Annotated in this window: 15 protein-coding genes; 11 read left to right on the top strand and 4 right to left on the bottom strand. The window is 73.6% G+C overall.

Annotated elements, in window-relative coordinates:
• Positions 1 to 83 precede the first annotated feature (83 nt).
• On the bottom strand, positions 84 to 1490 hold the full coding sequence (gene radA, locus ACF07V_RS36960; protein ID WP_392160269.1) for a DNA repair protein RadA: 1407 nt from the start codon (positions 1488 to 1490) through the stop codon (positions 84 to 86).
• A 173-nt stretch (positions 1491 to 1663) separates the two neighbouring features.
• Between radA and ACF07V_RS36955 the strand changes: the two genes are divergently transcribed.
• Entirely contained in the window at positions 1664 to 3439 is a 1776-nt protein-coding gene (locus ACF07V_RS36955) for a hypothetical protein (RefSeq protein ID WP_392160267.1), read from the top strand.
• Between the two features lie 100 nt (positions 3440 to 3539).
• On the opposite strand, the gene ACF07V_RS36950 is transcribed toward ACF07V_RS36955, so the two are convergent.
• On the bottom strand, positions 3540 to 4337 hold the full coding sequence (locus tag ACF07V_RS36950) for a hypothetical protein (protein WP_392160400.1): 798 nt from the start codon (positions 4335 to 4337) through the stop codon (positions 3540 to 3542).
• A 128-nt stretch (positions 4338 to 4465) separates the two neighbouring features.
• On the opposite strand from ACF07V_RS36950, the gene ACF07V_RS36945 reads away from it, so the two are divergent.
• The 4 genes from ACF07V_RS36945 (at position 4466) to ilvD (ending at position 8961) form a co-directional block, all read left to right on the top strand.
• Positions 4466 to 5398 (top strand): Ppx/GppA family phosphatase, encoded by a 933-nt coding sequence (locus ACF07V_RS36945; RefSeq protein ID WP_392160265.1) that lies wholly within the window; start codon positions 4466 to 4468, stop codon positions 5396 to 5398.
• Positions 5399 to 5475: 77 nt separating this feature from the next.
• Complete coding sequence (locus tag ACF07V_RS36940) at positions 5476 to 6333, top strand: sugar phosphate isomerase/epimerase family protein (protein WP_392160263.1); 858 nt, start codon at positions 5476 to 5478, stop codon at positions 6331 to 6333.
• The gene (locus ACF07V_RS36935; RefSeq protein WP_392160262.1) at positions 6330 to 6941 is read left to right on the top strand and encodes a TetR family transcriptional regulator; all 612 of its coding nucleotides are present in this window, start codon (positions 6330 to 6332) and stop codon (positions 6939 to 6941) included. Before ACF07V_RS36940 ends, ACF07V_RS36935 begins: the two co-directional genes overlap by 4 nt.
• A 166-nt stretch (positions 6942 to 7107) precedes the next feature.
• Positions 7108 to 8961: a dihydroxy-acid dehydratase gene (gene ilvD, locus ACF07V_RS36930; RefSeq protein WP_392160260.1), complete on the top strand. Its 1854-nt coding sequence runs from the start codon at positions 7108 to 7110 to the stop codon at positions 8959 to 8961.
• 77 nt (positions 8962 to 9038) lie between these two features.
• Here ilvD and ACF07V_RS36925 read toward each other — a convergent pair whose 3' ends face one another.
• Entirely contained in the window at positions 9039 to 11213 is a 2175-nt protein-coding gene (locus ACF07V_RS36925; protein ID WP_392160258.1) for a protein kinase, read from the bottom strand.
• Between the two features lie 76 nt (positions 11214 to 11289).
• Between ACF07V_RS36925 and ACF07V_RS36920 the strand changes: the two genes are divergently transcribed.
• The 5 genes from ACF07V_RS36920 (at position 11290) to proC (ending at position 14808) form a co-directional block, all read left to right on the top strand.
• Positions 11290 to 11634, top strand: a complete 345-nt coding sequence (locus ACF07V_RS36920; protein ID WP_392160398.1) for an SH3 domain-containing protein — start codon at positions 11290 to 11292, stop codon at positions 11632 to 11634.
• A gap of 35 nt (positions 11635 to 11669) precedes the next feature.
• Positions 11670 to 12164, top strand: a complete 495-nt coding sequence (locus tag ACF07V_RS36915; protein WP_392160256.1) for a hypothetical protein — start codon at positions 11670 to 11672, stop codon at positions 12162 to 12164.
• Positions 12165 to 12355: 191 nt separating this feature from the next.
• Positions 12356 to 13180 (top strand): ABC transporter ATP-binding protein, encoded by an 825-nt coding sequence (locus tag ACF07V_RS36910; RefSeq protein WP_392160396.1) that lies wholly within the window; start codon positions 12356 to 12358, stop codon positions 13178 to 13180.
• Positions 13177 to 13914, top strand: a complete 738-nt coding sequence (locus tag ACF07V_RS36905; protein WP_392160254.1) for an ABC transporter permease — start codon at positions 13177 to 13179, stop codon at positions 13912 to 13914. The genes ACF07V_RS36910 and ACF07V_RS36905 overlap by 4 nt, the downstream gene beginning before the upstream one ends.
• 84 nt (positions 13915 to 13998) lie before the next feature.
• Positions 13999 to 14808 carry a pyrroline-5-carboxylate reductase gene (gene proC / locus ACF07V_RS36900; protein ID WP_392160252.1) on the top strand — a complete coding sequence of 270 codons (810 nt, stop codon included), beginning with the start codon at positions 13999 to 14001 and terminating at the stop codon, positions 14806 to 14808.
• A gap of 1 nt (position 14809) precedes the next feature.
• Here proC and ACF07V_RS36895 read toward each other — a convergent pair whose 3' ends face one another.
• Entirely contained in the window at positions 14810 to 15400 is a 591-nt protein-coding gene (locus ACF07V_RS36895; RefSeq protein WP_392160250.1) for a cysteine hydrolase family protein, read from the bottom strand.
• Between the two features lie 45 nt (positions 15401 to 15445).
• On the opposite strand from ACF07V_RS36895, the gene ACF07V_RS36890 reads away from it, so the two are divergent.
• Positions 15446 to 16492: a GlxA family transcriptional regulator gene (locus ACF07V_RS36890; protein ID WP_392160248.1), complete on the top strand. Its 1047-nt coding sequence runs from the start codon at positions 15446 to 15448 to the stop codon at positions 16490 to 16492.
• The last annotated feature ends 318 nt before the right edge of the window (positions 16493 to 16810 follow it).

The following is a 16810-nucleotide window of genomic DNA, read 5'->3' as shown; positions in this document are numbered from 1 at the left end:
TCCGCCGGGGCGGAACAGGTGGGCACGGCCTCCGCCGGAACGGCTCCCCGTCCTGCTCCTTCCCCCACGGGCCGGGTCCTCATTCAGCGGCCGGGCGCCTCCTCCACGGCCTTCGCCCTGCGGCTCCGCGGCAGCACCCGCAGCGCCTCCCCCACGTCCGCCACCTCCGTCACCTTCATCCCCGCCGGCACCTTCCCCGGGTCCGAGGGGACCAGCGCGTGCGTGAAGCCGAGCCGGTGCGCCTCGGCGAGCCGCCGCTGCACCCCCGTCACCCGCCGCACCTCGCCCGCGAGCCCGACCTCGCCGATCGCGACCAGGTTCTTCGGCAGCGGGGTGTCGCTCGCGGCGGAGGCCAGCGCGAGCGCGATCGCCAGGTCGGCGGCGGGCTCGGTGAGCTTCACGCCGCCGACGGTCGCGCTGTAGATGTCCCGCTTGCCCAGCGCGCTGATCCGGCCGCGCTGCTCCAGGACCGCCAGCATCATCGAGACCCGGGAGGTCTCCAGGCCCGAGGTCGTCCGCCGCGGCGAGGGGATCTGCGAGTCGACCGTCAGCGCCTGCACCTCGGCGACCAGCGGCCGCTTGCCCTCCAGGGTGACCGTCAGACAGGTGCCGGGCACCGCCACGTCACGCCGGGTCAGGAAGAGCCCGGAGGGGTCGGCGAGCCCCGTGATGCCCTCGTCGTGCAGCTCGAAGCAGCCGACCTCGTCGGTCGCCCCGTACCGGTTCTTCACGCCCCGGACCAGGCGCAGCCGCGCGTGCCGGTCGCCCTCGAAGCTCAGGACGACGTCCACCAGGTGCTCCAGGAGCCGGGGGCCCGCGATGGCGCCCTCCTTGGTGACGTGACCGACGAGGAGCGTCGCCATGCCGCGCTCCTTGGAGGCCCGGATGAGGGCTCCCGCGACCTCGCGGACCTGGGCCATGCCGCCGGGCGCGCCGTCGATCTCGGGGGAGGCGACGGTCTGCACCGAGTCCAGGATCAGCAGGGAGGGCTTCACGGCGTCGAGGTGCCCGAGGACGGCGGACAGATCGGTCTCGGCCGCCAGGTACAGATGGTCGCTGAGCGCGTTGATCCGGTCGGCGCGCAGCCGGACCTGGCTCGCGGACTCCTCGCCCGTCACGTACAGCGTGCGGTGCTCGTCGCTCGCCGCCTTGGCCGCCACGTCGAGCAGGAGCGTGGACTTGCCGACGCCGGGCTCGCCCGCGAGCAGCACGACGGCGCCGGGCACCAGGCCCCCGCCGAGGACCCGGTCCAGCTCGTCGACGCCGGTCGAGCGGGCGGTCGCCTGCCGGCCGTCGACCTGGCCGATGGGCAGCGCGGCGGAGGAGACGCGCCCCGCCGCGGTCGTCCGGACGGCGGGCGCGCCGTACTCCTCGACCGTCCCCCAGGCCTGGCACTCGGGGCAGCGGCCGAGCCACTTGGCCGTCTGCCAGCCGCACTCGGTGCAGCGGTAGGACGGCCGGTCCTTGGCGGTTTTCGTACGGGCAGCCATGAGCGACACCGTATCCGCCCCCACCGACAACGGGCCCGGACCGTCCACAGGGGCGGCCCCACGGCACCGGAACGCCGGGTTCCTGTCCCCTTTCGAGCGATACCTTCACCCGTAAGAATGAGAATGGAGCAACCGGTACGAAGAGTGCCCCCCGCCCTGCCTACGGTCGCCCAGTGACGAGCAGCAGGCTGGAATCCCACGGACGCACCACCGGCGCACACCGGGCGCACCGCGCCACGGACCAGGGACCGCGCACGCTCGGCCGGCGTCCCCCCGCCCGCTACGAGGCCGCCCTCGACGGCCTCTTCACGTACTGCCTCTCCGTGCTCTGCGACCACGACACGGCCACCGCCGTCCTCGGCGACGTCCTCGCCGTCGCCGAGCGCCACCACGGCCGCTGCCCCTCCGACGAGGACGGTCGCACCGCCTGGCTGTACGCCCTCGCCCGCTGGGCCTGCCTGCGCAGCCTCGGCGAGCAGCGCCGCAAGCGCCAGGGCGCCCACACCGGCCGCCCCGCCGTCACCGCCCCCGAGCCGCCCCGGGTCTCCGAGGAGACCGCCGAGCGCCGCCGCGCCGAGCTCGCCCTGCTCGCCTGGCCCGAGGCCGCCGGCACCACGCCCGAGCAGCGCGAGGCCCTGGAGCTCGCCGTGCGGCACGGCCTCAGCCACCGCCAGGTCGCCGCCGTGCTCTCCCTCGACCCGCTCGCCGCCCGCGAACTCCTCGCCACCGCCGGCTGCGAGGTCGAGCGCACCCGCGCCGCCCTCGCCGTCGTCGACACCGGCAGCTGCCCCACCGTCGCCCGGCTCACCGGCGACCACCGGGTGCTCCTCTCGGCCGCCCTGCGCGCCGAGCTCGTCCGGCACGTCGACGACTGCCCCCGCTGCCGCCGCGCCGCCGAGCGCGTCGGCGCCGCGGGCCCCTGGCCGGGCGCCTCGGCCCTCCCCGCGGACCGGCTGCCGCTCGTCGAGGCGCCCAGGGCCGCCGCGTACATGGCGATGCTGCACGTCCCGCGCGCGCGTGCCGGCGCCCCGCGCTTCGCGCCGACCGGCTTTCCCATGGACCCCAAGGACCATGTCGCCCGCCGCGACCGGATGCGGGCCCGCGCGGTGACCACCACGGTCGTCGCCGCCGTGGTCGCCGCCCCCGTCCTGGCCCTGTGGACCTCCTACCGGGGCACCCCGGCCGCCGACACCGCGGGCCACGAGGGGGCCAGGATCAGCGCGCGCGAGGCGGACGAACCGGTGGGCCCGGACGGCGACCGCTACGAGAACGCGGGGAACGCCCGCACCACCCCCGAGCCCCGCTTCACCCAGGGCAGCCGCGCCCCCGACGTCTCCGTCGAGGTCGTCAGCCCCGGCGGCCCCACCCGGACGGCCCGGCCCGGCGAACCCGACGCCGGCTGGATCACGGTCGCCGCCACCGGCCGCGGCGACCTCACCCTGCTCACGCTCACCGCCTCCGGCGGCTCGCCCGTCGACTGGGCGCTGTGGACGGACGCCCCCTGGCTGTACGTGAGCCGGGCCTCCGGCACGCTCCGCCCCGGCGAGAAGATCACGATCGCCGTCCGCGTCGACCACGCCCGCGAACCCGTCGGCTCCTGGAGCGCGCGCGTGGGGGTGAACCCCTCGGGCGCGGAGGTGAGGATCGACGGCTACCGTCCGGCCAAGCCGCCGACCGGCCGGGTCATCACGCCCCCGCCGGTCACGACGACGGAACCGACGACCCCGCCGACGTCCCCGCCGACGACCGAGCCGACCGAGCCGCCCACGACTCCGCCGACGACGGAACCGACCGAGCCGCCCACGACCCCGCCGACGACGGAACCGACCACGCCGCCGACGACCGAGCCGACCACCCCGCCGCCGACGACCGAGGACCCCCCGCCCACGAGCTCGGACCCGGGCACGCCCCCACCGTCGACGGAGGAACCACCCCCGTCGCCGTCCTAGGCCGTACCCGGAAAGTCCCGCCCGGCCCGCGACGCCCGGCACACGGCCCAGGGGGCGTCGTGCCGATCAGGCCGGGCCCGCGGCGTGATCGAGAAGCCCCCTAGGCGACGGGGTCCGCCGGATGCGGGGCCACGAGCGGCAGCTGCGAGGCGAGCCTCGCCTCACACAGCTCCGCCAGGACCCCGTACGCCTCCTCGCCCATCATCTCGACCAGCTCCGGCCGGTACGAGACGTAGACCGGCTCAGCGCCGACGTGCGCCGACGACGCCGTCGTGCAGTACCAGTGCAGGTCGTGACCGCCCGGACCCCAGCCGCGCCGGTCGTACTCGCCGATCGACACCTGGAGCACCTTGCTGTCGTCGGGCCGGTCGATCCAGTCGTACGTCCGCCGCACCGGCAGCTGCCAGCACACGTCCGGCTTCGTCTCCAGCGGCTCCCGGCCCTCCTTCATGGCCAGGATGTGCAGCGAGCAGCCCGCGCCGCCCGCGAAGCCCGGCCGGTTCTGGAAGATGCAGGAGCCCTCCCAGCGGCGGGTCTGCCGGTCGCCGTCCTCGTCGAGCTGCACCCAGCCCGACTCGGTACCGACGTCGTGGAACTGCCACAGCTCGGGCGTCAGCCGCGCCACGTGCCCGGCGACCCGCTTCTCGTCGTCCTCGTCGGAGAAGTGCGCGCCCAGCGTGCAGCAGCCGTCGTCGGCGCGCCCCTCCTGGATGCCCTGGCAGCCGTTCCCGAAGATGCAGGTCCAGCGGGAGGTCAGCCAGGTCAGGTCACAGCGGAAGACCTGCTCCTCGTCGGCCGGATCGGGAAACTCGACCCACGCGCGCGCGAAGTCGAGGCCCTTCTCGTCGGGCTCCTCGGCCTTGCCCCGCTTCTGCTTCCCGACCTTGACCGCCTTCACGGCCTTCGCCGCGTGCGCGGTCCTGGCGTCCTTCACGCGCAAGCCGTCGTTCTCTTTGTCCGGCTTCGCCTTCTTCGTCTTTGGCACAACACCAAGCGTATGCGGGTCGGAGCAGTAGCGTTCCGCCCATGAGACTCGGAGTCCTCGACGTCGGTTCGAACACAGTGCACCTGCTGGTGGTGGACGCCCACCCCGGCGCCCGGCCGCTGCCCGCCCATTCGCACAAGGCGGAGCTGCGCCTCGCCGAGCTGCTCGACGAGCGGGGCGCCATCGCGCCCGGCGGCGTCGAGCGGCTCATCGCGGTCGTGCGGGACGCGCTCCTGGCCGCCGAGGACAAGGGCTGCGAGGAGGTGCTGCCCTTCGCGACCTCCGCCGTCCGCGAGGCCAGCAACGCCGACGCGGTCCTCGCGCGCGTGAAGGACGAGACCGGGGTCGACCTCCAGGTCCTCACCGGCGAGGAGGAGGCCCGGCTCACCTTCCTCGCCGCCCGCCGCTGGTTCGGCTGGTCCGCCGGGAAGCTCCTCCTCCTCGACATCGGCGGCGGCTCCCTCGAAGTCGCCTTCGGCATCGACGAGGACCCGGACGCGGCGGTCTCCCTGCCCCTCGGCGCCGGCCGCCTCACGGCGGGCTGGCTGCCCGGCGACCCGGCCGACACCGACGACGTGAAGGCCCTGCGCCGCCATGTGCGCGCGCAGATCGCCCGTACGGTCGGCGAGTTCAGCCGCTTCGGCCGCCCCGACCACGTCGTCGCCACCTCCAAGACCTTCAAGCAGCTCGCCAGGATCGCGGGCGCGCCCGGCTCGGGGGAGGGCCTCTACGTCCAGCGGATCCTGTCCCGCAAGGCCCTGGAGGAGTGGGTGCCGCGCCTCGCCGCGATGACCGTGCCCCAGCGGGCCGCCCTCCCCGGCGTCTCGGAGGGCCGCGCCGGCCAGGTCCTCGCGGGCGCGCTCGTCGCGGAGGGGGCGATGGACCTGCTCGGCGTCGAGGAGCTGGAGATCTGCCCCTGGGCCCTGCGCGAGGGCGTCATCCTGCGCCGCCTGGACCACCTGCCGGAGCACTGACGGGCCGTACGAGGCAGGGGCCGGGCGTGACCGGAACCACCCTCCGGCCCCCCGGCCCGCCCCGTACGCTGTTCCCCGTGGCAGAACCAGTGGTGCGCATCCCGGATGCGAAGGTCGCCCTGTCGACGGCCTCGGTCTATCCGGAGTCCACGGCGACGGCCTTCGAGGTCGCCGCGCGCCTCGGCTACGACGGCGTCGAGGTCATGGTGTGGACCGACCCGGTCAGCCAGGACATCGAGGCGCTGCGCCGGCTCTCCGACTACCACCAGGTCCCGATCCTGGCCGTGCACGCCCCCTGCCTCCTCATCACCCAGCGTGTCTGGTCCACCGACCCGTGGGTCAAGCTCCAGCGCGCGCAGTCGGCCGCCGAGCGGCTCGGTGCGTCGACGGTCGTCGTCCACCCGCCGTTCCGCTGGCAGCGCCAGTACGCCAAGGACTTCGTGACCGGCATCTGGCGGATGGCGGACGAGACGGACGTCCGGTTCGCCGTCGAGAACATGTACCCGTGGCGGTACAAGGACCGCGAGATGCTCGCGTACGCCCCCGAGTGGGACGTCACCAAGGACGACTACCGGCACTTCACCGTCGACCTCTCGCACACCGCGACCGCCCGCACGGACGCCCTCGCGATGATCGACCGCATGGGCGACCGGCTCGGCCACGTCCACCTCGCCGACGGCAAGGGCTCCGCCAAGGACGAGCACCTCGTCCCGGGGCGCGGCACCCAGCCCTGCGCCGAGCTCCTGGAGCGGCTCGCGCTCACCGGCTTCGACGGGCACGTCGTCATCGAGGTCAACACCCGGCGCGCGATGTCAGCCGCCGAACGCGAGGCCGACCTCGCCGAGGCCCTCGCCTTCACCCGTCTTCACCTGGCCTCGGCCGCCACCCGCTCCGCCGAGGGGCCCCGCCCGACCGAACGGGCCCCCCGCCCATGACCGACCCGGCCCCGCGCCGGCGCGGCCGCCCGTCCCGTACCGAGGAGGAGAGCGGTCCGGACGCGCGGACACGCATCCTGGAGGCGGCCCGCGCCCAGTTCGCCGAGCGCGGCTACGACAAGGCCTCGGTGCGCGGCATCGCCAAGGCCGCCGGGGTGGACCCGGCGCTCGTCCACCACTACTTCGGGACGAAGGACGAGGTCTTCGCCGCCGCCATCGAGGTCTCCTTCGAGCCCACGGCGGTCATCCCGGCGATCCTCGGCGGCCCCCGCGAGGCCATCGGCGAACGGCTCGCGCGCTTCTTCATCGGTGTCTGGGAGAACCCGGCCTCCCGCGCCCCGCTCCTCGCGATCGTGCGTTCCGCGCTCACCCACGAGGCGGCGGCCAAGGTGCTGCGGACCTTCGTGCTGCGGCGGCTCCTGGAGCGGATCGCGGCCGAGCTCGACGTGCCGGACCCGGGCTTCCGCGCGGAGCTGGCCGCCTCCCACATGATCGGGATCGTGATCATGCGGTACGTGATCCAGGTCGAGCCGCTGGCCTCGGCGGACCCGGAGCGGATCGTCGAACAGGTGGCCCCGACCCTCCAGCGCTACCTGACGGAAGCCTGAACGGGGCCGCCGGAAGCCCGACCAGGCCGCGCGGAGCCCGACCGAACCGGCCGCCCGACCGTCCGAGGCCTGAACACTCGTCCCGCATTTCGGACGGCCTGTCCAGATCTTGGAGCGTCGGCGTACGCTCGAAAGCAAGCACACCCATCACGAGGAGCGAGCGACGATGCCCGAGCTGAGGTCCCGCACAGTCACCCACGGCCGCAACATGGCGGGCGCACGCGCCCTTATGCGCGCCTCCGGTGTACCCGGCGCGGACATCGGCCGGAAGCCGATCATCGCCGTCGCCAACTCCTTCACCGAGTTCGTCCCGGGCCACACCCACCTCCAGCCGGTCGGCCGGATCGTCTCCGAGGCCATCACCGCCGCCGGCGGCATCGCCCGCGAGTTCAACACGATCGCCGTCGACGACGGCATCGCCATGGGCCACGGCGGCATGCTCTACTCCCTGCCCTCCCGCGACCTGATCGCGGACAGCGTGGAGTACATGGTCGAGGCGCACTGCGCCGACGCCCTGATCTGCATCTCCAACTGCGACAAGATCACCCCCGGCATGCTGATGGCGGCCCTCCGCCTCAACATCCCGACGGTCTTCGTCTCCGGCGGCCCGATGGAGTCCGGCCGGGCCACCCTGGTCGACGGCTCGGTCCGCACGCTCGACCTGGTCGACGCGATCTCCGACGCCGTGAACCCGAACATCTCGGACGAGGACATCTCCCGCATCGAGGAGAACGCCTGCCCGACCTGCGGTTCCTGTTCCGGCATGTTCACCGCCAACTCGATGAACTGCCTGACCGAGGCCATCGGCCTCTCCCTCCCCGGCAACGGCACCGTCCTCGCCACCCACACCGCCCGCAGGGCGCTGTACGAGAACGCGGCCCGCACGGTCGTCGACATCACCCGTCGCTACTACGACGAGGACGACGACTCCGTCCTGCCGCGCTCGATCGCGACCCGCGGGGCCTTCGAGAACGCGATGGCGCTCGACATCGCCATGGGCGGCTCCACCAACACGATCCTGCACCTGCTCGCCGCCGCCCAGGAGGCCGAGCTCGACTACGGCCTGCCGGACATGGACGAGGTCTCGCGCCGGGTGCCCTGCCTGGCCAAGGTCGCCCCGAACGTCGCCAAGGACCGCACGTACTACATGGAGGACGTGCACCGTGCGGGCGGCATCCCGGCCATCCTCGGCGAGCTCTACCGCGCCGGCCTGCTGAACGAGGACGTCCGCTCCGTCCACTCGCCCTCCGTCAAGGAGTGGCTGGAGGCCTGGGACGTGCGCGGCGGCTCCCCCTCGGAGGAGGCCGTCGAGCTGTGGCACGCGGCCCCCGGCTGCGTCCGCTCGGCGACCGCCTTCTCCCAGTCGGAGCGCTGGGACACCCTCGACACGGACGCCGCGAACGGCTGCATCCGCGACGCGGGCCACGCCTACTCCAAGGACGGCGGCCTCGCCGTCCTGCACGGCAACCTCGCCGTCGACGGCTGCGTCGTGAAGACCGCCGGCGTCGACGAGTCGATCTGGACCTTCGAGGGCCCGGCCGTCGTCTGCGAGTCGCAGGAGGAGGCCGTCGAGAAGATCCTGAACAAGCAGGTCAAGGACGGCGACGTCGTCGTCATCCGCTACGAGGGCCCGCGCGGCGGCCCCGGCATGCAGGAGATGCTCTACCCGACCTCCTTCCTCAAGGGCCGGGGCCTGGGCAAGACCTGCGCCCTCGTCACGGACGGCCGCTTCTCGGGCGGCACCTCCGGCCTCTCCATCGGCCACGCCTCGCCGGAGGCGGCCTCGGGCGGCACGATCGCGCTCGTCGAGGACGGCGACCGCATCCGCATCGACATCCCGAACCGCTCGATCGAGCTGCTCGTCGACGACGAGACCCTCGCGGCCCGCCGCGCGGCCCTCGGCGGCGTGTACGCGCCGAAGAACCGGGAGCGCAAGGTGTCGGCGGCGCTGCGGGCGTACGCGGCGATGGCGACGAGCGCCGACAAGGGCGCGGTCCGGGACGTGACGAAGCTGGGCTGAGCCCGGCGCGGTACCACGACGAAGGGGAGCGGGTTCTCGAACCCGCTCCCCTTCGTCGTACGTACTTCCTCAGGCGCTCACCAGGACGCCGGATCGCGCGCGTCCACCGCGAACACGGAGCCGTCCGGCGCCGTCCCGAACACCCGGTCCCCGGCGACGACGGGCGCGGGCACCAGAGGCGCGTACCCGAGGCGGCCGTTCTGCATCCGCGGCCTGGTCTGGCCGATCATCGCCCCGCGCGCGGTGTCGACGGCGAGCAGCCGGCCGTCCTGCACGGAGAAGTACAGCCGGTCGCCCGGTCCGAGGACCGGCGCGGAGACATTGCCCGCGGCCGTCTCCAGCTCCCACAGCACCCGGCCCTTCGGCGCGGCGGTGTCGAAGGCGGTGAGATGCCCGTTCGCGTCGAGCAGATGGACGACGGCGCCGCTCACGGCGATGCCCCGCAGGTCCATGCGGTAGGGCAGGGAGAGCCTGCGGACGGCGCTGTCGTCGCCGTCCGGCCCCAGGAGGACGAGGGCGTCGACCAGCGACGCGTCCGCGCCGTAGAACGCCGCGAGGACCAGCGTGCCGTCCCCGGTGCGGCCCAGCGGGGCGAGGTTGCCGTCCAGGTTCCACTGCCGGACCACCTCGCCGGTGGCGGGCCGGACCGCGCCGACCCGGGTGTGCGCCGCGTCCCCCGAGGCCTCGGAGACCGTGAGCAGCCCGGAGGGCGCGTCGTACGGTCCGGGGCGCGGCACCCCGAAGCCGGTCAGACCGTGCCGCCACAGCTCCTTGCCGCTCCGGGCGTCGACCGCCCGGATGCCGCCGACGCCGTCGGAGAGGACGACGGCGGAGCCGGCCGGCCGGTACGCCTCGGGGAGCTCCGTCCCGGCGGCCCAGCCGGGGGCTCCGTCCCCGGCCGCGTACGCCTGCAGGGGAGCCGTCGGGGCGGCGGCCCCGACCAGGCCGTCCGCGAGGAGTACGGGGGCGTCCTGGGGCCCCTGTTCGACGGGCGCGGTCCGCGACCAGAGGACCTGCCCGGTCACCGGGTCGAGCCGGGCCATGCCGACGCCCCGGGCCGCGCAGTACAGCGCGCCCGCGTCGTGGGTGCAGGCGGGCGCGGCCGCCTGCCCGTGCTTCTGGAGCGCGGTGTGCCAGCCGGCGAAGGCGGTGGCCACCTCCTCAGGGCGCGTGGGGGCCGCGGGCCCGTCGTGCGCCGGCCGGCTGAGCGCCGCGTACAGGCCCGCCGCGGTCAGTGCGAGCGCGGCGGCGACGGCGATCGTCGGGCGCGGCCGGATCCGCCCGCCGAAGCGCGGCCGACGGCGGGGCGGGGTCGGCACGGCGGCCCGTACGGGCGTGTCCGCGTCCCACGCGGGCGCGGGGCCGCCGTCGCCCTCCGGCAGGGCGGGCCGCCGCCGCTGTGCCGGTATGAACGCGTCGGCCGCGTACGAGGGAGGCAGCAGCGCCCGCATGATCTGGGCCGGGGTCGGCCGGTCGGCCGGGTCCTTGGCGAGGCAGCGGGCGACGAGCGGCGCCAGGTCCGTCGGCACCCCCGTCAGGTCCGGCTCGTCGTGGACGACCTGGTACGCCACGATGTACGGGCTGTCCGAGTCGAACGGGCCGTGCCCGGTGGCAGCGTGCACGAGCACGGAGCCGAGCGCGAAGACATCCGCCGCCGGCCCGACCTCCTTCGGACGCTGGAACTGCTCGGGCGCCATGAACGGCGGCGAGCCGATGAGCTTGCCCGTCTCCGTGTGCAGATCGCTGTCGACCGGCCGGGAGATGCCGAAGTCGATGACCTTCGGGCCGGTGTCGGTCAGCAGGACGTTGCTGGGCTTGAGGTCCCGGTGGACCACCCCGGCCCGGTGGATGTCGCGCAGCGCCTCCGCCAGCCCGGCGGTGAGCCGGCGCAGTTCGGCCGGGGACAGCGGGCCGTTCCGCTTCACCTGGTCGGCGAGGGTGGGGCCGGGCACGTAGAGGGTCGCCATCCAGGGGCGTACGGCATCGGGGTCGGCGTCGACGACCGGCGCGGTGAAGGCCCCGCTGACCCGGCGTGCGGCCGCGACCTCCTGGCGGAAACGCGCCCTGAACTCGGGGTCCTCCGCATACCGTGCGTGCACGACCTTGACCGCGAGCCGGAGCCCGGAGGCGGAGGCCGCGAGGTGCACGACGCCCATGCCGCCGGCCCCCAGACATGCCTGGAGGCGGTAGTCGCCCGCGTACTCGGGCTCCTCCGCATACCGTTCGGCATCGGTGCCGCGCAACGGTGGCATCGCCCACCCCCGTGTGGTTCCCCGTCACATCGCGCGCACATGCGCGACGCACGGAGCCTAGTCCATGGTGCCCGCGATGTCGGTGGGGCTTGCTAGCCTGCGCGTCGCGGAGAGTGAAACTCGGCGGAGCGCTTTTGCGCCACCGTTCGTGCCACAGGGGGAGGACACCATGACCACGCGCTACGAGGTCGCACCGGGGTACCGGGTCAACGTGCGCTCGGGACCGAGCACCAAGTACCCGATCGTCCGGGTGCTGGCGCTGGGCGCCACGGTCGCGATCCAGTGCCAGAAGTACGGCGAGTGGATCAGCGGCCCGTACGGCACGACGAACATCTGGGACAACATAGCGCCGGGCGAGTACGTCTCCGACGCGTACGTGCACACGGGCAGCGACGAGATGGTCGCACCGCGCTGCATCTGAGCCCCTTCCACCGCCGCCCGGGGATAATCGACCCCGTGAGCGACGAAGAGCAGCAGAAGGCCGGACCGCAGCCGGAGGAGATCCGCTTCTTCGGCACCACCTGGGTCGACCACAGCGGCCACTACGCGCTGCGCCGCGCCGGCCTCGCCGCCGGCGCGCTCGCGGCCGCCGTCGCGGCCTGCTTCGTGCTGCGCTTCGCCTACGAGGGCCTGCAGATCGCCGACGTCGGCGGCATCGTCAACACGCTCGTCGTCCTCATGTTCGCGATCTGCAGCGCCATCGCCTTCGCCAGGACCTGGGAGGGCTTCGTCCGCCGCCCGGCCGACCCGGCCCGCGAGGAGGCCCTCCGCAGCCTGAAGGCGATCGGCTTCATCGGCTCCCTCCTCGCCTACGCGGCCCGCTGCTGCGTGGAGGCCCCGGGCGAGAAGCTGCACCGCGCGGAACACGAAGCGGCGGTGGCGTCGTACGAGAAGCGCCGGTCCTCCCGCACGGGCAACCCGTCGACGCGCAAGAAGCCGAAGCGCAAGTAAGGCACCCGCCCCCGTGTGGGCAGTCGTCCCGCAGGGCGGGACGGGTCGGGTGGGCACACGGGACGGCGTCCTTCAGCTGCGCCCCCGCGTTCCGCGCCCTGGCCCGCACCACGTGCACGGCACGGGCCCATACGAACCCACGGTCCAGGTCCTTGACGGTCCGCACCCCCAGGCCCACTATTCATCGCATGATGAATAATCCGGCGAGCGGGCCCGGAGACGCAGCCATCACCGCCCACCACCTCACCGTCGTCCGCGGCACCCGCACCGCCCTGCGGGACCTCGACTTCACCGTCCCGTCAGGCCGCGTCACCGGCCTCCTCGGCCCCTCCGGCTGCGGCAAGACCACCCTCATGCGCGCCATCGTCGGCACCCAGGCCAAGGTCGCCGGCACCCTCCAGGTCCTCGGCCGCCCCGCCGGCGACCCCACCCTCCGCTCCCGCATCGGCTACGTCACCCAGGACCCGTCCGTCTACGACGACCTCACCGTCCGCCAGAACCTCGACTACTTCGCCGCCGTCCTGCTCCCCGGCCGCGCCCACCGCCACGACCGCCGCACCGCCGTCGACCGGGCCATCCAGGACGTCGACCTCGCCGACCACACCGACTCCCTCGCCGGCCGGCTCTCCGGCGGCCAGCGCAGCCGCGTCTCCCTCGCCGTCGCCCTCCTCGGCACCCCGGAACTCCTCGTCCTCGACGAGCCCACCGTCGGCCTCGACCCCGTCCTCCGCCGCGACCTCTGGAACCTCTTCCACCGCCTCGCCGCCGACCGGGGCACCACCCTCCTCGTCTCCTCCCACGTGATGGACGAGGCCGAGCGCTGCCACCGGCTGCTCCTCATGCGCGAGGGCGAGATCATCGCCGAGGACACCCCCGACGACCTCCGCCGCCGCAACGACACGGCCACCGTCGAAGAAGCCTTCCTCCACCTCGTGGACGCGGCCGACACCCGAGCCGCCCAAGCAGCCCGAGCCGCCCGCGCCGCGGAAGCGACCCCCGAGGAGCACCGACCGTGAACGCGAACCGCACCCTCGCCACCTCCGCCCGCGTCCTGCGCCAGCTGCGCCACGACCCGCGCTCGATCGCCCTGATGCTCCTCGTCCCCTGCCTGATGCTCTTCCTGCTCCGCTACGTCTTCGACGGCAGCCCGGGGACCTTCGACAGCATCGGCGCCTCGCTCCTCGGCATCTTCCCGCTCATCACGATGTTCCTGGTGACCTCCATCGCCACCCTCAGGGAACGCACCTCCGGCACCCTGGAACGCCTCCTCGCCATGCCCCTCGGCAAGGCCGACCTCATCGCCGGCTACGCCCTCGCCTTCGGGCTCGTCGCCGTCCTCCAGTCCCTCCTGGCCACCGGCCTCGCCCTCTGGTTCCTCGGCCTCGACGTCATCGGCTCACCCTGGCTCCTCCTCCTGGTGGCCCTCCTCGACGCCCTCCTCGGCACCGCCCTCGGCCTCTTCGTCTCCGCGTTCGCCGCGTCCGAGTTCCAGGCCGTCCAGTTCATGCCGGCCGTGATCTTCCCCCAGCTCCTGCTCTGCGGCCTGTTCACCCCGCGCGACCGCATGGCCCCCGCCCTGGAGGCGATCTCGGACGTCCTCCCCATGTCGTACGCCGTCGACGGCATGAACCAGGTGCTCCACCACCCCGACGTCACCGGCGACTTCGTGCGCGACGCCCTCGTCGTCGCGGGCTGCGCCGTCCTGGTCCTCGGCCTCGGCGCCGCCACCCTCCGCCGCCGTACCGCCTGACCGCCCCTCGGACACCCCACGCACCCCGGGCCCCACCGGTGAAAGGATGTCGAAAAGGCCCCCTCCGGCGAGGTGAACAGACCCATGACCCAGACCGTCGCAGTCCTCGGCACCGGCAAGATCGGTGAAGCGCTCCTCAGCGGCATGATCCGCGCCGGCTGGCGCCCCGCGAACCTCCTGGTCACCGCCCGCCGCGCCGAACGCGCCGAGGAACTCCGCACCCGCTACGGCGTCGAGACCGTCACCAACGCCGAGGCCGCCAAGCGCGCCGACACCCTCATCCTGGCCGTCAAGCCGCAGGACATGGGCCGCCTCCTCGACGAGCTCACCCCGCACGTCACCGCCGACCGCCTGGTCATCAGCGCCGCCGCGGGCATCCCCACCTCCTTCATCGAGGAGCGCCTCACCGCCGGCACCCCCGTCGTCCGCGTCATGCCGAACACCCCCGTCCTCGTCGACGAGGGCATGTCCGTCATCTCGGCCGGCAGCCACGCCACCCCCGAGCACCTCGCCCACACGGAGGAGATCTTCGGCGGCGTCGGCAAGACCCTCCGCGTCCCCGAGTCCCAGCAGGACGCCGCCACCGCCCTCTCCGGCTCGGGTCCCGCGTACTTCTACTTCCTCGTCGAGGCCATGACCGACGCCGGCATCCTCCTCGGACTGCCCCGCGCCCAGGCCCACGACCTCATCGTGCAGGCCGCCATCGGCGCCGCCGTGATGCTCCGCGACAGCGGCGAGCACCCGGTCAAGCTCCGCGAGGCCGTCACCTCCCCGGCCGGCACCACCATCAGCGCCATCCGCGAACTGGAGAACCACGGCGTACGGGCCGCCCTGATCGCCGCCCTGGAAGCGGCCCGCGACCGCAGCCGCGAGCTCGCCTCCGGCAACGGCTGACCTAAGCGGCCGCCGTCACACCCTTGAGCACGTCCTCCGTGGTCACGACCCGGGCGAACCGCCCGCCGTGCAGCGACACCGCCGTCGCCCGGGTCAGCTCCTCGGCGCTCTGCGTCCACCCGAACGGCCCGGCCAGGTCGAAGGTGTGCATGGCGTCCAGCGGGAACAGCACGTCGTACCCGAGGTTCCCGCCCATCCGGGCGGTGGTCTCGTTGCACATGTTGGTCTGGATCCCCACGACCACGAACTGCTCGACCCCGGCCCCCTTCAGCCAGGCATCCAGATCGGGCTCCCCGTAGAACGCCGAGTTCACGGACTTCGTCACGAACAGCTCGGGGCCGGCCCCCTTCCCCCGCCGCTCCTCCACGAAGTCCTTGAACTCGTTCCCCTCGGTCCCCGGCTCCAGCGGCGACCCCGCGCGGGGCGAGTCGTGCCGCACGAAGACGACCGGCCGCCCCGTCTCCTGCCAGGCGTCGATCAGAGCCGCGATGTTCGCCTCGGCCTCAGGATTGTTCCGGCGCCCCCAGAACTCCTGCTCGAAGCCCTTCTGCACGTCGATGACCACCAGCGCTGCGTTCTCGTTGATCTCCATGACAACGATCCTCCCGCCGGAGTCCGCAGGCTCCCAGGGGTACGAATGCCAGCGATCGATGCTTTACTGCCAGACGTGCCACGGAAGCCCACACCCCGCCCCCAGCGCATCGCCCTCGTCTCCTTCCCCGGAGTCCGGGCCTTCGACATCTCCGTCATCACCGAGGTCTGGGACAGCGACCGCACCCTCCGCGGCGTCCCGCCCTTCGAACTCCGCCGCACCGCCGCCGACCCGCACACCCCCATCCCCCTGCGCGGCGGCCTCACCCTCACCCCCGACCGCCCTCTCACCTGGCTCGACGACCTCACCCCCACCGACCTCGTCGTCGTCCCCGGCATCGAGGACCCCTACGCCGAGCTCCCGGCCCCCGTCCTCGACGCCCTCCGCCGCGCACACACCGCCGGCATCCCCGTCGCCTCGCTCTGCGCCGGTGCCTTCGTCCTCGCCCGCGCGGGCCTCCTCGACGGCCGCCGAGCCGTCACCCACTGGCACCTGGCGGGCACCCTGGCCGCCCTCCACCCGGCCGTCCAGGTCGAACCGGACGCCCTCTTCGTCGAGGACACCGGCATCTGGACCTCGGCCGGCACCGCCGCGGGCATCGACCTCTGCCTCCACCTCGTCCGTACCGCCCACGGCGCGGAAGCCGCCGCCACGGTCGCCCGCTCGATGGTCACCGCCCCCTTCCGTACGGGGACCCAGGCCCAGTTCATCGAGCACCCCACACCCCGCGCCGACCGGGACGCCGACGCCCTCGCCGCCGTACGCGCCCACGCCCTGGCCCACCTCGCCGATCCCCACACGGTCGCGAGCCTGGCCGCGCTCGCCGGGATGTCCCCCCGCTCCTTCGCCCGCCACTTCCAGGCCACGACGGGAACCACCCCGCTCCACTGGCTCATCACCCAGCGCGTCGCGGCCGCCCAGAAGCTCCTCGAACGGACCGACCACCCCCTCCCCGAGGTGGCCCGCCGCGCCGGCTTCGGCAGCGAGGTCACGATGCGCCAGCACTTCGCCTCCCACCTGGGCACCAGCCCCCGCGACTACCGCCACGCCTTCCGTCACCCGGGCAGAGGAACGCCCACGGACCAGGGTTGACACGGATCCCCCCGATCCGTAAGGTTCTCCGAGTTGTCCGACGTGAGCACCGACTCCGGTCGGCCCCGGACAGCCATTCCGCAAGATCCACCGAAGCTGACGATGCTTTGTCGCGCCGTCGTGCTTTCCGTGCGTTTTTGCGAAATGAGGAATCCGCGTTCGAAGGTTTGAGCGCACACCGCCCGATTAGCGTCGGACGGCAGGAATCCGCTAAAGTCTCACTCGTCGGAACGGCCCAACAGCCGGAAAGACAAACCCCCCTGACTGGGAATCAGACGCCGAAAGGATCTGATAGAGTCGGAAACGCCGGAAGGGCCC

It is taken from the genome of Streptomyces sp. NPDC015661, assembly GCF_043077765.1.
Classification (GTDB): Bacteria; Actinomycetota; Actinomycetes; order Streptomycetales; family Streptomycetaceae; genus Streptomyces.
The sequence above is the reverse complement of the archived record's forward strand: the minus strand, read 5'-3'. Positions and strand labels throughout refer to the sequence as shown.

Bases quoted from the DNA above. Each gene is read 5' to 3' on its own strand.
- proC (WP_392160252.1), top strand. From the start codon at position 13,999: ATGACCCAGACCGTCGCAGTCCTCGGCACCGGCAAGATCGGTGAAGCG.
- ACF07V_RS36910 (WP_392160396.1), top strand. From the start codon at position 12,356: ATGAATAATCCGGCGAGCGGGCCCGGAGACGCAGCCATCACCGCCCAC.
- ACF07V_RS36925 (WP_392160258.1), bottom strand. From the start codon at position 11,213: ATGCCACCGTTGCGCGGCACCGATGCCGAACGGTATGCGGAGGAGCCC.
- radA (WP_392160269.1), bottom strand. From the start codon at position 1,490: ATGGCTGCCCGTACGAAAACCGCCAAGGACCGGCCGTCCTACCGCTGC.
- ACF07V_RS36890 (WP_392160248.1), top strand. From the start codon at position 15,446: ATGCCAGCGATCGATGCTTTACTGCCAGACGTGCCACGGAAGCCCACA.
- ACF07V_RS36895 (WP_392160250.1), bottom strand. From the start codon at position 15,400: ATGGAGATCAACGAGAACGCAGCGCTGGTGGTCATCGACGTGCAGAAG.
- ACF07V_RS36945 (WP_392160265.1), top strand. From the start codon at position 4,466: ATGAGACTCGGAGTCCTCGACGTCGGTTCGAACACAGTGCACCTGCTG.
- ilvD (WP_392160260.1), top strand. From the start codon at position 7,108: ATGCCCGAGCTGAGGTCCCGCACAGTCACCCACGGCCGCAACATGGCG.
- ACF07V_RS36920 (WP_392160398.1), top strand. From the start codon at position 11,290: ATGTCGGTGGGGCTTGCTAGCCTGCGCGTCGCGGAGAGTGAAACTCGG.
- ACF07V_RS36935 (WP_392160262.1), top strand. From the start codon at position 6,330: ATGACCGACCCGGCCCCGCGCCGGCGCGGCCGCCCGTCCCGTACCGAG.